Here is a 14,471-nt window from a genome sequence, read left to right on the forward strand (position 1 = left end):
GCAAAGGGATGGGCGTTTTTAATTTTTCTAACGAAATCCTTTTGCTAGGATAATTATTATAGTAACAGAAAGGAGCCACAAGCATGGCAGAGATTATGATTAAATTTCCAGATGGTAATGAGAAAGGGTTTCCTGTCGGTACTACAGGAGAAGATATTGCGGCATCGATTTCTTCAGGTCTGAAAAAACAAGCTATCGCAATTAAGCTTGACGGTGAGGAATATGATCTGAGAAGGCCATTAGAGAGAGGTGGCGCTATTGAGATTCTTACTTATAAGAATTCTGAAGCGATTGATATTATGCGTCACTCCACTGCTCATTTAATGGCACAAGCGATTAAGCGGCTATATAAAGATGCAAAGTTTGGTGTAGGGCCAGTTATTGAAGAAGGCTTCTATTATGATATAGATATGGAGCATAATATTACTCCTGAGGACCTTCCAAAGATTGAAAAAGAAATGAAACGTATTGTTGATGAAAACTTGGAAATTAAACGTATAGAAGTATCTCGTGAAGAAGCAAAAGCACGTTTTAAAGAAATAGGGGATGACCTAAAACTTGAATTGATTGATGATATTCCTGAAAATGAACAAGTTACTATTTATGAGCAAGGGGAATACTTTGACCTTTGCAGAGGTATACACGTTCCTTCAACAAGTAAAATCAAAGCATTTAAGCTTCTAAGCATCTCTGGAGCTTACTGGCGTGGTGACAGCAACAATAAACAGCTGCAACGTATATATGGGACAGCATTTGAGAAGCAAAGCCAGCTAGAAGAATATCTCCGTATTCTTGAAGAGCGTAAAGAACGTGATCATCGTAAACTTGGAAAAGAATTAGACATCTTTACTGTTTCACAAAAAGTAGGGCAAGGACTGCCATTATGGTTGCCAAAGGGTGCTACCATTCGCCGCACAATCGAACGTTATATTGTTGATTTAGAAGAACGCTTAGGTTATGACCATGTATATACTCCAGTACTTGGGAGTAAAGAATTATATGAAACAAGTGGCCACTGGGATCATTATCAGGAGGATATGTTCCCGCCTATGGAAATGGATAACGAGACACTAGTCTTGCGTCCAATGAACTGTCCGCACCATATGATGGTATTTAAGAATAAGTTATGGAGCTACCGTCAATTACCAGTCCGCATAGCTGAGCTCGGCACTATGCACCGTTATGAAATGAGTGGAGCTTTAGCAGGACTTCAGCGTGTTCGTGGTATGACACTAAATGATGCCCATATTTTTGTACGTCCTGACCAAATTAAAGATGAGTTTGTTCGTGTTGTTAACTTGATTCAGCAAGTGTACAAAGATTTTGGTATTGAAGATTATCACTTCCGTCTTTCTTATCGTGATCCAGAGGATAAAGAGAAGTACATTGATGACGATGCAATGTGGGAAATGACACAAAGCAAATTGAAAGAAACAATGGAAGAAATGAACTTGGAATATGTAGAAGCAGAAGGAGAAGCGGCATTCTATGGACCAAAGCTTGACGTTCAAGTGAAAACAGCGTTGGGCAAAGATGAAACTCTATCTACTGTTCAATTAGACGTGTTGCTGCCAGAGCGCTTCGATTTAACATATATTGGCGAAGATGGTAAAGAACATCGTCCAGTTGTTATTCACCGTGGGGTTGTATCCACAATGGAACGATTTGTTGCCTTCTTAATTGAAGAGTATAAAGGCGCGTTCCCAACTTGGCTTGCACCAGTACAAGTAAAAGTAATCCCGGTTTCACCAAATGTACACCTTGATTATGCGAAAAGTGTTGCAGAAAAACTACGTTTACAAGGTGTGCGTGTGGAATTGGATGAGCGGGACGAGAAGATTGGTTATAAGATCCGTGAAGCACAAACACAGAAAGTACCATTCGCGCTTGTCCTTGGAGATAAAGAAATTGAAGAAGGTGCTGTAAACTATCGCCGTTATGGTGAAAAAGATACAGAAACACTTTCTTATCAAGACTTTGAATCGTTAATAATGGATGAGATTAATAATAGAAAGCTTAGAAAGTAATATCCAAAAAGGTGTCCACAGCGACACCTTTTTTATTTCCCTGTATGGATAGACTTCCGATTAGTTTAATTCAAGATAATGCGTAAAATCCGCTCCGGAAATACACTACGCTTTCCGCGGGCGCTGCTGAGCCTCCTCGTGCTAGTGCACTGCGGAGTCTCAACTAGGCTTTTCATCCCGCAGGAGTCTCCGTGTATTTCCTCCGCTAAGTTTGAGCTTCTTGACTTTCATATTTATTACTGTATTAAGACATTCAAATATAGATTTATGAAACGTAATTTATTGTACTTCCACAACACATAAAGCAGAAAATCTCCATTAGCGTAGGCAGAATACGTAGACTCCTACGGGAATAGCACGTGTCCGAAGACCCCGCAGCGGTGGTCTTTCCGCGAGGAGGCTGAGGCCGTGCCCGTGGAAAGCGGAGTATTCTGCCGGAGCGAATTCTAGCACTCACAATCATTAGAACAGCGAGAGTATATCGGGGGATTTTTCACTACGTCGGAGTTTCTATCCACTGTGTCCAAGCATAAACTCTTAGCTTGTTCTTTACTATTTATTGTGTTAGAATCTTTTCAGTAAGCAAAAATGTTCAAGAGGGTTTGACAATACTTAACATAGATGCTATACTGAATAAGTTGAAAAAATTAAATGATCTTTAGACAAGTAGAAGCACCCGCTTCTCACCTGTTCGACACCTAAGAGGTAGTTGACTGGTTCCAAACTTTTTATGACTGTTAATGGAGACGTGTGGGTGCATGATGTACCGACACTTTTTATTTTGTGCAAAAGAGCTTGTCAGATAGATCAGACGAAAATTATTTGGAGGTGGCTGGCTATTAGCAAAGATATGAATGTCAATGAGAAGATTCGTGCTAGAGAAGTACGTCTTATCGATTCAAACGGGGACCAACTAGGGGTTAAATCTCGTCAAGAGGCATTGGAAATTGCCCAGACAAGAAACTTGGATTTAGTGATGGTTGCTCCGAACGCGAAACCGCCCGTTTGTCGTATCATGGACTTTGGAAAATACCGCTATGAACAGCAGAAGAAAGATAAAGAAGCTCGAAAAAACCAAAAAGTAATTAACATCAAAGAAGTTCGTTTTACTCCAGGTATTGGCGATCATGACTTCGAAACGAAATTAAAGAATGCTAGAAAATTCCTTGAAAAGGGAGATAAGTTGAAAGCTTCTGTTCGTTTCCGTGGCCGTGCAATTACACACAAGGAGCTTGGTCATCAAGTGCTAACTCGCTTAGCTGAAGAGTTGAAGGACATTGCAACGATTGAATCCAGACCGAAAATGGAAGGTCGTAATATGTTCATGATGCTTGCTCCAATGAATGAAAACAAATAACAATTAGGATTTAACATGACGAGGAGGAAATATTATGCCTAAAATGAAAACTCATAGAGGAACCGCAAAACGTTTCAAAAGAACTGGAAGCGGAAAGCTAAAGAGATCTCATGCATATACAAGTCACATGTTTGCACATAAATCTCAAAAACAAAAACGTAAACTTCGTAAAGGTGCAGTGGTATCTCCGGGAGATTACAAACGCATCAAAGCAATGTTACCTAGATAATAAATAAAAATTGGAACGATTATTCGTAAATGTATTAGGAGGGAATTATTATGCCACGTGTAAAAGGTGGAACAGTAACACGCAGACGTCGTAAACGCGTCTTAAAATTAGCAAAAGGTTATTACGGCTCTAAAAGAGCGTTATTTAAAGTAGCAAAACAACAAGTAATCAAATCAGGACAATATGCTTATCGTGACCGTCGTCAAAGAAAACGTGATTTCCGTAAATTATGGATTGCACGTATCAATGCGGCAGCACGTTTAAACGATATTACTTACAGCAAATTAATGCACGGTCTTAAAGTAGCTGGAATTGATATTAATCGTAAAATGCTATCTGACTTAGCAATCAACGACGAAAAAGCATTTGCTCAATTAGTAGATAAAGCAAAAGCTGCAGTAAAATAATAAAGTTAATGGACCAAATTCGGGTAAACTGGATTTGGTCTTTTTTCTAACTTAAAAGGTGGAGAAAAATGGAAGATGTAACAATGCTTTTACCATACATAATTACAGTAAATATCATCGGCTTCATCATGATGAGAATCGATAAACAAAAAGCAATAAAAGGGAAATTCCGTATCCCAGAGCGAACATTTTGGTTACTGGCAATACTAGGTGGTGCAATAGGTATTTATATGGGAATGAAAGCCTTTCGTCATAAAACGAAGCATACTTCCTTTATAATAGGGGTGCCAGTTTTAATAGTAATCAACCTGGTGCTCTTCGCATACATCACGTTTTTCCTGTCATAAAGGCTCGTCTTATGTCATATACATGTAGTATGAAAGGTAGACATCATGAATATACATGAGGGAGGATAGACATGGAATTCTTCGGAAGCTATCTTATGGCAGTCATTCAAACGGGGGGAGTTTATGGACCCCTTCTGTTTATCGGATTTCACTTACTAAGGCCATTTTTGTTTCTTCCGGTTGTGTTTATTTGTATATCTGGTGGCATTGTATTTGGCGCAGTAGCAGGAACCATTTATTCAATTATTGGTATTACGTTATCAAGCATTCTTTTTTACTGGATTATACATTGTTACCCAAAGCAATTCGAACGATTAGCTAAACTCAAGCAAAAGTTACTTGGTAAGTATGCTTATCTTTCTAAGGGACAAATTACAATACTTAAGCTCATACCTTTTATTCATTTTCATTTATTATCGCTATGTTTAATGGAAATCACTTCAGGCTTTAAAGATTATACAAAATCCTCTTTATTATCTAGTATACCAATAGCTTTTATTTATACATTTGTTGGTGGGTGGATTTCTAATTTATCTCCTATTTATATTTTCACCTTCTTAGTGGCATTATTACCTCTTATCTACTTATTAAGAACGAAGGAAATAATCATAAAATGGCGGGATTTTTTTCAAGTAACTACTTAAAGAAGATGCGCGGTTATCCGCGCATCTTCTTTATCAATAGTAAACTGACTTTAAAACCCTTATCAAAAATGGTAAGTGAGGAGGGGCAGCCAGTAACGTCTGATTTGTCCACTAACAATCAGCGGGAGAAGAAATGAATGTCCGGCTGATTAAAGCTTCTGTTTATTCCATATGGGTAAGTAATAATTCACTGATTGGATGTTGCCACTTTATTTTAGCGTGTGGGTACCTAAGTAAAATCTGACTTTCTAAAAAGTATAGATCCTCTCTAGTAAATCCAGCTAACTCTAATACGTCATGGGCTGTAATATGAATATCCAATACTTCAAAGCGGTCCTCAGTTGCGCCAAGATACTTCTCTCCTTCAAATAGGCATCCTTTATAGACGAATTGAAGGTTCTTCTTGCTATTGTCTGGTTCATCCAAAAAGAAGAATTCATTTTTCTCTTTTGCAATTTTTAGCTGCCTCTGTGGGTTACGAAGGTATTGAACTAAGGTATAGACGAGAAGAGCTATTGCAACCAGTATTAGTATCCGAAATAAAATGACAATCATATTTGAATCGTCTCCCTATCCATGCCAGTTTAATTATTTATCATACGAATAAGAACGGTAGAAGGTTTCACTTTTTTTCTACTTTAAGAAAAATTAACTTTACGGAGAGAATTATAGTAAAACAAATGCTCTCGTTATAGATTTGATGTCAAGCCAGTTTTTCTTACAAAAACATGGTACAATCGTAAAAAAGAGAAATGAGGTTTGTATGTTGAACTGGGAAGAATTATACGATATGCAAGCACAGCTTGACAACTATATTGAAAAGAATCATGGATTACTCGGAGCAGATTTATTTCAAGAGAAAATATTAGCACTGCTCGTTGAACTTGGAGAGTTAGCAAACGAAACGAGATGTTTTAAGTTTTGGAGTAAAAAGCCAAGAAGTGAACGAGCTGTTATTCTAGAAGAATATGTGGATGGTATTCATTTTATATTATCATTAGGATTAGAAAAAGGGTATCGATATACATATAGTGAATTAGAACGAACTAGGATGAGTGAGACAGAGCAATTTAATGCTGTGTTTACAGCATGCATTGCTTTTCAAATGCAAGCAACAGAAGATAATTACATACGTTTATTTAAAGAGTATCTACAGCTGGGTCAGTTATTAGATTTCCAGGAATCTGATATTCAAAGAGCATACGATAAAAAGAATGAAATTAATTACAATAGACAAAATAAAGGATATTAATAACTATACGCGTTATAATTGGAAACAGTAAAAAGGAGGATATAGTTTTATGACGAAGCTAGATGAAACGTTACAAATGTTAAAGGACTTAACAGACGCTAGGGGAATTCCTGGCAATGAAAAAGAAGTTAGAGTCGTTTATGAAAGATACATAGAACCTTTCGCTGATGAAATGCTATCCGACCATTTAGGGAGCTCCATCGCTAAAAAAATTGGAGATGCAAATGGTCCTAAAATAATGATTGCCGGACACTTGGATGAAGTAGGGTTTATGGTAACTCGAATCGACGATAAGGGATACATCTACTTTCAAACCGTTGGAGGCTGGTGGAATCAAGTGATGCTAGCCCAGCGAGTTACGATTTTGGGTGATGAAGGCGATGTCACAGGGGTAATTGGCTCGAAGCCGCCGCATGTGTTATCGGCAGAAGCTCGTAAGAAACCATACGATATCAAAGACATGTTTATTGATATTGGTGCTTCTAGTAAAGAAGAGGCAGAATCTTTTGGTATAAAACCAGGACAATCGATTGTTCCTTATTTCGAGTTTACTCCTTTGAAGAATGAGAAGATGCTGTTAGCAAAAGCTTGGGACAATCGTATAGGGTTAGCAATTGCTATTGAAGTATTAAAACAGTTGAAGAAGGAAAACCATCCTAATATAGTGTATGGTGTTGGCGATGTTCAAGAGGAAGTCGGACTTCGTGGTGCGAAGACGGCTACCCATACGATTATGCCTGACATTGGATTTGCAGTTGATGTCGGTATAGCAGGGGACACACCTGGTATCTCACCTCATGAGGCAGATAGCAAGTTAGGTGAAGGGCCACAGATTGTTCTATATGATGCATCAATGGTTTCCCATAAGGGATTGCGTGACTTTGTAGTAAAAACAGCAGAAGAAAACAATATACCATTCCAATATACTTCTATTGCAGGTGGAGGAACGGATTCTGGTTCTATCCATGTAACTGGCAGTGGGGTACCGTCACTGTCTATCACTGTTGCTACAAGATATATTCATTCTCATGCGGGAATCCTGCATCGTGATGATTTTGAGAATGCAGTAAAATTATTAGTAGAAGTGATCAAGAAATTAGACGGAGATACATTAAAAGAAATCAAGAATAAATAATTCTATCCAAAAAGAGCTCAAGCATTATGTTGAGCTCTTTTGCTATGCTAAGTAAGTATTCATTACTTTGCTTACATAGTTCTTTGTTTCTTTAAAAGGTGGAATGCCTTGATGTTTATCTACATTTCCAGGACCGGCATTATAAGCAGCAAGCGCTAATTCTACATTATTATTATAGCGATCCAGCATCTGGCGAAGATATTTTGTACCTGCCTCAATATTTTGTTCTGCGTTATAAGCATCTGTTACGCCAAGTGACCTTGCTGTCGCTGGCATTAACTGCATTAGACCCTGTGCTCCAGCAGAGCTTCTCGCTAGAGGATTATAATTTGATTCTGCTTTAATGACAGCGTGAATGAGTCTTTCTGCTACATTATGTTTCTCAGCAGCAGCAGTTATAGAAGCGTTAAAGGAAGTACTGGGAACATTCACTTCAGAATTAGCTGTATGATAAGAATACGCATTGGAAATAAACGGATCTTTTACTCTTGTTGAATTCCCTGCTGAAGATAGCAGTGTGGCTTGATTAATTTTATCAAGCAAGAGCTGTTTAAACGTTAAATCTACCAATGGGGATTCCGATTTATTGGAAGAAGATGCATGCATTGTCTGCATCATTTGTAATTGAACCAATTGTTGCAAGTCTTTAATTTCCAAAATTATTCCCCCTTACTCTCTAGTTCTATTTTAAATGTGAAGGTTGGAAATAGCAATATCAAAATGAAAGAACAGGTTTCCCTGATTTTAGCAAAATCTCTTTGTAAAAAGTATCCTTTCCTATAACAATAACATAATCACATAATTGCCTGATCTCTTCCATATCATGGGAAGTATAGATAATCATCTTCTGTTGCTTTTTAGCTAGTGTATGTAGGTAGTTGCCTATTTCCGTCTTAGACTTAAGATCGATACCAACGGTTGGCTCGTCTAGTAGAAGTAAGTTAGGCTGATGAATAAGGCTAATTGCCAAGTTTAACTTACGCTTCATCCCTCCAGATAATGAATGTACTGGCTCCTTCCATTTCTCAAGCTTCATGTCCACACATAGCTGTCTAAGTTCGTCTTTATTTCTATTCACCCATGATAGCTGTTCAAAGAAAATCATGTTTTCCTCTACCGTAAATTCTTCCCATAAGGCAAGATCCTGTGGTACATATCCAATCTCTCTTCGAATAGCTTTCTTACTATGGTCAAAGGATTTATCTTCTAAAAAGATGTTACCTTTTGTTGGTTTTTTTAGGGTAGCCAGGATAGAGAGGAGAGTAGATTTACCAGCTCCGTTTTCTCCTACCAATCCGACGATATCTCCTTTATTAATTGTAAAGCTTATGTCATCAATGATTACTTTATTACGATAGGATTTTGCTAATGATTCTACTTTAAGCATTTCTTTTCTCTCCTTTCATCAGCCAGATAATAAGCAGCACAGTAAAGAGCATTAAATATCCACTAATTACTTCTTGATTAATGAAAGCATTTAGTGGGTTTATGACATCCCAGCTACTGTTCATTGGAATAATAACTCCGCTAATCAAAATAACAAATAAGGTCAGTACAAATGAAAGAATATAGTAAAAATAAAGGTTTCTAAAACAGTAGGCGAATAAGAATGTCCCCATTTGTAACATCATTCGAAAGCTTAGCATAGATAGCAATAGCTTGCTTGTGATTGTTTCAGATAATAATAAATTAAAAAGCATGACTGCTGTTAAATCTATTAATAAAAAAAGGACAGTGTATGGAACTAAATTGCCCATATAGTACCATTTATACGTGAATCGAATAAATGGAAAACGTGGTTTAATAGAAGATCTTTTTTCCTTAATTACCCAATCAGCAAGCATCAAAGCAGAGAGTACACTGAATATTGCCCAAACTCCCCAGGAATTCCAGAGACGGATCTGATTTTCTTTTTTCTCTTCACTAGAGGCATATGAGAAAGTAGTATGGAGAAGGTTTTCCTCTTTTTGAATTTCATTTGCCGTTTGAATGATTTCTTCCCAAGTCCAGCTTCTCTCATTATCCAGATTTATCACTGTATAAGCAGCCTTTGAACGCCCAGTATCCTCTTGGACTAAAGAGATGATAGTTTGACTCACAGGAGTATAGGCGAAAGACAGGTCCGATTTATAGCTTGTTATGATTTGATTTCTTGAACCTTTTTTTACATTTTCTTCATAGCCTTCCTCAATCACAAATGCACTGTCCAATTTATGACTAAGCACTTTTCTCCTTGCTTCTTCTTCTGTAACATCATACACACGAATTAATGGATTCTCTTTAATAGCCAGATATAAATTCATAGCCAGCTCTGTATCCTCTTCTAAAACGATTCCCACAGGGACCTTACTATCCTCTTGAATAGCACTAGTAAAATACTGAATAGCAAGCGTTGCGAGAATTGGCAGGATAAGCCAAAAAAGTAGGGAGAAGGGCTGCTTTTTCCAATGGATAAGTCGTGTTCTAATAATTGAAATCATGCTTTTACACGCTCCTTCCACCCTGAAATGCTTATAAGAATAAATAACTCTGCCACACTAATTGTGAGTATTGGAATAAAGTCAGTAAAGTATCGATTGTTTAATAGAATTTCAGTTAACCAGTAAAAACTTTCATAAGAAAAGCTTAATGGAGCTATCTCTTGAATCCAAAGTGGTAAATAGATAATTGGCAGTATTGCCCCGCTTAAAAACAATAGAATAACAGTAACCAGACATTGGGCGAAGAGCATGAGTCGTATTGACGGGAAAATAGCTTCAATTATGGCCAGGCAGAATAGCAAAGCAAGTATGTACAGCACCATTAAGATGGCTATCCGTATATTATTCTCTGTATTCAACTCGAATGCCAGACCTCTCTGTAAGATAAAAAATGCAGTCAATGAAAATACAAATGAAACGCATAGTGTTACGATCACCTTGGCAATTTGCTGCTTAAGTTCTGTTATTCCATATAATTTCAGTCTTTCTTGTAAACGTGTCGTGTTGTGTCTTGTTAAGAATAAGTAAATAACAAGGACCCATATCGTCATAATGACAAACCAGCCAGAAATTCCATAGTAATGAATAGGGGAGGAGGTAGCATGATTAATGAGCTCCTGATCATCTACTATCTGCGAAGAACCCAGTGTATAAAATACAAATTCCTTAAATTGCTCAAAGACTAAATCCATTCTCTCTTCATCATTCATGTTTAGTTCTTTTGCATATTCATTAATTGTTAGTATATTTGCTTGTGAAGAACGTATATGTCTTGCAACACTATTAATAATCTCATTGATTACCATACTCTCTGTACGATAATTAGCATTACCTATGATAGGCAATACTACTGAATTACCTCGGTATAGATCATTCGTAAAATTCTCCGGGAAAATCAAATAGGTATGTATTTGATTTGACTGCAATCCTTGTTTAGCCTCTTTCTCTGACATATGTTCAATTACAATATAATGGCCAAATTGAGTGGACTCCTCCATCAATTGGATAACTAATTCCGTTTCTGTTGATTGGTCTAAATCAACCAAACCAACGCGTATCGGGTCCGTTTCATCTGGTATTAAAAAAGAAATAATAAGATATGTAATGATTCCAACGATTAAAATCGGGAAAATGAAAAGAAGAGGAAGTGAAAGCCACTTCCTCTTTAAAAGCATTATATTATTCTTCATAAATAATACAATGTGTTTTATAAACTCCATGCGTGCACTTCCATTTCTTTAAGAGATTAAAAATTATAAAATTTGAACGGTTTCAATTTCTTTTCAGGAAAGGCCGCGTCCAGCTCCAGCGCCCAGCAACTAGCAAACTTCACACTCCTCCACTACGATAAGTCAACATCGACTCACTACGTTCGTCGTGTTTCCTTTATCTCATTGCGGTAGAAGAAGTTCGATTAAGAACGCCACATCACGTGGCAACATCGAACCACCCCACGTCCTGTGGGGTGCAGTTTCTACGTTGCTAAACGGGCGCTTGCGCTTTTGTTCGGAGGAATTAGAATCCAGCACCACTGCCGGCCATGATTCCGAATAACCATTGCTCGAAACCTGGTGTTAATTCAGTTTCCATGTATTCAGTAAGTTCTTCTGCGCTCATACTTCCTAGATCTGTTATATTCTCTTCAGAAGGCATTTCAATACTATCAATACGTTGACCTTCAAGTGCTAGATTAATTGCAAGCATGTCAGGGCCAAGTTCTGGGCTTTCAACAGAGAATTGATGCTCTGCATTCATACGGTCCTTTTCAAATGTGGAGGAGCCATCCCATAAAAGGCTGCCTTTTGTAACTGAATCATCAAAAGAGAAGACGCGGTCAAACGTTCTTTTGCCATCTTTTAAAGTTTCAGAACCATCATATGATAGAGCCATCCCGTCTACAGAGAGTTTAATAGAATCGGTTGCTTGATTGTCTTCCCAAGCTAAGTCCCCAGTCAGATTCATTGTACCCTCTGATGAGGAATCTTTCATGGAGAAATCATAGTTAAAATGTTGATTTGTATCATCAAGTAACTGAGTTCCTTGAACACTTAATAAAGCTAACTCTGATTCGTTTGGACCCAGTTCAAACTGTAAATCTCGTTTAACAATTTTATCTTCATAGACCCAAATGGTGGATGTAAATCCATTAGGAATTTGAAATTCTTGAATTCCTTCTTTTGCATCAGCCATAGCTGTTTCGAAATCACTAATCATTTGATCAGCTTCCACATCGATAGTTGATCCACCTAGCTGGGCAGTCATTTGTGAGCGTAGTAATTCTTTTACTTTCTCGTCATTTTCCAATTTATCAAAGACTTTTGTTAGAATGTCTTTTAGTTGCTCTTCTGTCAGGTGGAACTCAATTTTTTCCGCATTTAATGATTCTTCTTTTACATCAGCTGATTCATCAGATTGAGTAAAGGCTTCATCCGGAAGATCTTTATAAACCATTTCAAAATATTCTTTCTTGAAATACTCTAAATCTTCCTCTGTGATAACTCCATTACCCTCGAAGATAGTATCTAATTCTAGTGTTTCTTCACCCGTAAAGCTTTGAGGATCCAATTCGTACATTAATGGGCCAAAATCTTCATCTTTTACTTGCAGGTAATCTTCTGTAAAAGGTAAGCCTACGAGCAGTTTTTCATCTGTAATATAAGCTTCTAAACCTTCAACGGTTACTCCAGCCAGGCTAGCGCCAATGGTAGCTGCTATTTGTTTGTTTTCCATGTCGGTTTGTGCAGAAAGATTTACGCTTAAATTATTTATGATTTGCGAAATATCAAATCCACCATAATTCCCTCCGCTAGCAGGGTCATTATATTCTGCTGTAAGTTCAATAGTTTGTTCTGTTGGATTTTCTTTAGATGCCTCATTCCAGTCCAATTCTTCTTGATAGCGTTCTTGAAAACGTTCAGATATGTATTCAAGCGTTTCTTTTTCTGCTAAAAAATAGGTTTGCTTTGGTGATAGGTTGTTTAACATAAATGCAGCGGCACTACCACCTGCGATTAATAAAACGGTAATAACAATAGCAATAATTCCTTTTTTCTTTTTTCCATTTTTTTGAGAATTTTCCACAATACTTCCCCTTTCCATTTTGAGTTAGAAATAAAATATGAAACTATGACCCTTACTTTATATAGCACTAGGTCAAACATAAAGTCAAATACATCTTTATGCTCAATAATGCCATTTTATACTTTATCTGTGTAATTGATAAGCCCTTTTAATCAAAAATGTAACAAAAAATAAAAAAATTCTACATTTTTTTCAAGAATGAAACTAAGTAGTCGTTTTGGATTTCATTTAACTGGCTGTAAAATTCCAATTCAAGAGTTCGAGGCGAATAGAAAAATTGTAATTGTGATAATGTTTCTTATCAAACGGTCAATTTAGTTATTTCCACTATCATCTAGTGGAGGATGAAAGAAAATCCCAATGGGTGAAGTTTCATTTGTACAAAAAAATAGATGCCAAAAAGGCATCTATTTCGTAGCATGTTGTACTCCTTGTTCAAGGGCATTAACCATTTCCTGCTTGTCCTCTTCAGATGATTGGTTCCAGATTAATTCAAACAATACACCCAGCCCTGGTAACATCATTTCCTCACCTTTGTTAATAGCGTCTACAATTGTTGCTTCTAACTGTTCTTGGCTATTGTTAGAAATATTATGCAGGATTGCTTTTCTGATATTTAGATCCACTTGTTCAGCCTCCTATAATAATTTTAAACTAACGATAGTTTGACCAATTGTACTAAAAGTATGTATGATGGTAGAAGATTAGTGGTGAAGGATGAACAGAATGATTACGTCAATAAAAAATGACAAAGTTAAAGAATGGAAAAAACTACATAAACGTAAAGGACGTATCCAGACGGGGACATTTTTAATAGAAGGGTTTCATCTGATGGAAGAAGCTCGGAAAAGCAGCTGGAAAATAAGAGAAATTATCGTTGAAGAAGACATAGATCTGCCAATATCGTATGAAGCCTTTCCCGTAGAAAGAGTAACACGAGCTGTATTCAAGGAGATATCCCAAACGGAGTCGCCTCAAGGAATTGCGGCCGTTGTAGAAATGAACAGACAAAGCAAGGTTATTGGAGAACATATCCTGCTGATTGATTCTGTACAAGATCCTGGAAACCTAGGGACTATTATACGCACTGCAGACGCAGCAGGGATAGACAGTGTGATTCTTGGAAGGGGAACCGTAGATCTTTATAATGATAAAGTTATACGGGCATCTCAGGGTTCTATATTCCATATTCCAATCAACGTGGAAGACCTATTGGAAACGATCCCCCGTTTGAAGGAAGATAACTACGAAATCTGGGTGTCTGCCTTGAAGAACGCTCAAAAGTACAATGAAGTTCCTCTTTCTAATAAGATCGCACTTGTTCTTGGAAATGAAGGCAGTGGCGTTAATCCAGCGATAATTAACTCAGCAGATAAAATAGTAAAGATACCTATTTATGGAAAAGCTGAGTCTTTAAATGTAAGTATAGCGGCTGGTATCCTGATGTATTACCTAAAAGGATAGTTGCAACTCCGTTCTAAAATCACTATAATATAGTAATATATGAACAAA

The 14,471-nt window shown here is 37.2% G+C and carries 16 protein-coding genes and 1 other annotated feature; of the genes, 9 read left to right on the forward strand and 7 right to left on the reverse strand.

Translation table 11 applies throughout. The annotated features are described in order from the left end of the window. Positions 1-83: 83 nt before the first annotated feature. The 6 genes from thrS (at position 84) to D8M04_RS01115 (ending at position 5,011) form a co-directional block, all read left to right on the forward strand. Positions 84-2,027, forward strand: coding sequence for a threonine--tRNA ligase (gene thrS / locus D8M04_RS01090; protein WP_121520553.1), 1,944 nt, complete (start codon positions 84-86; stop codon positions 2,025-2,027). Between the two features lie 658 nt (positions 2,028-2,685). Continuing rightward, positions 2,686-2,812 (forward strand) — a sequence feature (ribosomal protein L20 leader region). 65 nt (positions 2,813-2,877) lie between these two features. Continuing rightward, positions 2,878-3,384 (forward strand): translation initiation factor IF-3, encoded by a 507-nt coding sequence (gene infC, locus D8M04_RS01095; protein ID WP_121521675.1) that lies wholly within the window; start codon positions 2,878-2,880, stop codon positions 3,382-3,384. A gap of 34 nt (positions 3,385-3,418) precedes the next feature. Beyond that, the gene (gene rpmI / locus D8M04_RS01100) at positions 3,419-3,613 is read left to right on the forward strand and encodes a 50S ribosomal protein L35 (protein WP_121520556.1); all 195 of its coding nucleotides are present in this window, start codon (positions 3,419-3,421) and stop codon (positions 3,611-3,613) included. Positions 3,614-3,663: 50 nt separating this feature from the next. Next, positions 3,664-4,020 carry a 50S ribosomal protein L20 gene (gene rplT, locus D8M04_RS01105; protein WP_121520558.1) on the forward strand — a complete coding sequence of 119 codons (357 nt, stop codon included), beginning with the start codon at positions 3,664-3,666 and terminating at the stop codon, positions 4,018-4,020. A gap of 68 nt (positions 4,021-4,088) precedes the next feature. Beyond that, complete coding sequence (locus D8M04_RS01110) at positions 4,089-4,367, forward strand: DUF1294 domain-containing protein (RefSeq protein ID WP_121520560.1); 279 nt, start codon at positions 4,089-4,091, stop codon at positions 4,365-4,367. A gap of 71 nt (positions 4,368-4,438) precedes the next feature. Continuing rightward, on the forward strand, positions 4,439-5,011 hold the full coding sequence (locus D8M04_RS01115) for a TVP38/TMEM64 family protein (protein ID WP_121520562.1): 573 nt from the start codon (positions 4,439-4,441) through the stop codon (positions 5,009-5,011). A 162-nt stretch (positions 5,012-5,173) separates the two neighbouring features. On the opposite strand, the gene D8M04_RS01120 is transcribed toward D8M04_RS01115, so the two are convergent. Then, positions 5,174-5,566, reverse strand: coding sequence for a sigma-w pathway protein ysdB (locus D8M04_RS01120; protein ID WP_121520564.1), 393 nt, complete (start codon positions 5,564-5,566; stop codon positions 5,174-5,176). Positions 5,567-5,777: 211 nt separating this feature from the next. Here D8M04_RS01120 and D8M04_RS01125 point away from each other — a divergent pair, with 211 nt between their 5' ends. Both D8M04_RS01125 and D8M04_RS01130 read left to right on the forward strand, forming a co-directional pair. Beyond that, positions 5,778-6,263 (forward strand): dUTP diphosphatase, encoded by a 486-nt coding sequence (locus D8M04_RS01125; RefSeq protein ID WP_121521676.1) that lies wholly within the window; start codon positions 5,778-5,780, stop codon positions 6,261-6,263. A 49-nt stretch (positions 6,264-6,312) separates the two neighbouring features. Further along, a complete protein-coding gene (locus D8M04_RS01130; RefSeq protein WP_121520566.1) occupies positions 6,313-7,398 on the forward strand; it encodes a M42 family metallopeptidase in 1,086 nt (361 codons plus the stop codon). A gap of 42 nt (positions 7,399-7,440) precedes the next feature. Here the strand turns inward: D8M04_RS01130 and D8M04_RS01135 are convergent, their stop codons facing one another. The 6 genes from D8M04_RS01135 to sspI all read right to left on the reverse strand — a co-directional run bounded on the left by D8M04_RS01135 (position 7,441) and on the right by sspI (position 13,585). After that, on the reverse strand, positions 7,441-8,055 hold the full coding sequence (locus D8M04_RS01135; RefSeq protein WP_246001084.1) for a lytic transglycosylase domain-containing protein: 615 nt from the start codon (positions 8,053-8,055) through the stop codon (positions 7,441-7,443). 58 nt (positions 8,056-8,113) lie between these two features. Next, on the reverse strand, positions 8,114-8,785 hold the full coding sequence (locus D8M04_RS01140) for an ABC transporter ATP-binding protein (protein WP_121520568.1): 672 nt from the start codon (positions 8,783-8,785) through the stop codon (positions 8,114-8,116). Next, a complete protein-coding gene (locus D8M04_RS01145; RefSeq protein ID WP_121520570.1) occupies positions 8,778-9,878 on the reverse strand; it encodes an ABC transporter permease in 1,101 nt (366 codons plus the stop codon). The genes D8M04_RS01140 and D8M04_RS01145 overlap by 8 nt, the downstream gene beginning before the upstream one ends. Beyond that, on the reverse strand, positions 9,875-11,098 hold the full coding sequence (locus D8M04_RS01150) for an ABC transporter permease (protein WP_121520572.1): 1,224 nt from the start codon (positions 11,096-11,098) through the stop codon (positions 9,875-9,877). The genes D8M04_RS01145 and D8M04_RS01150 overlap by 4 nt, the downstream gene beginning before the upstream one ends. 295 nt (positions 11,099-11,393) lie before the next feature. After that, a complete protein-coding gene (locus D8M04_RS01155; protein WP_246001085.1) occupies positions 11,394-12,959 on the reverse strand; it encodes a DUF6583 family protein in 1,566 nt (521 codons plus the stop codon). Positions 12,960-13,366: 407 nt separating this feature from the next. Next, on the reverse strand, positions 13,367-13,585 hold the full coding sequence (sspI, locus tag D8M04_RS01160) for a small acid-soluble spore protein SspI (RefSeq protein WP_121520576.1): 219 nt from the start codon (positions 13,583-13,585) through the stop codon (positions 13,367-13,369). Between the two features lie 100 nt (positions 13,586-13,685). Here sspI and D8M04_RS01165 point away from each other — a divergent pair, with 100 nt between their 5' ends. Beyond that, positions 13,686-14,423, forward strand: coding sequence for a TrmH family RNA methyltransferase (locus D8M04_RS01165; protein ID WP_121520578.1), 738 nt, complete (start codon positions 13,686-13,688; stop codon positions 14,421-14,423). The last annotated feature ends 48 nt before the right edge of the window (positions 14,424-14,471 follow it).

The sequence above is a fragment of the Oceanobacillus piezotolerans genome, from assembly GCF_003665065.1.
GTDB lineage: Bacteria > Bacillota > Bacilli > Bacillales > Amphibacillaceae > Oceanobacillus > Oceanobacillus piezotolerans.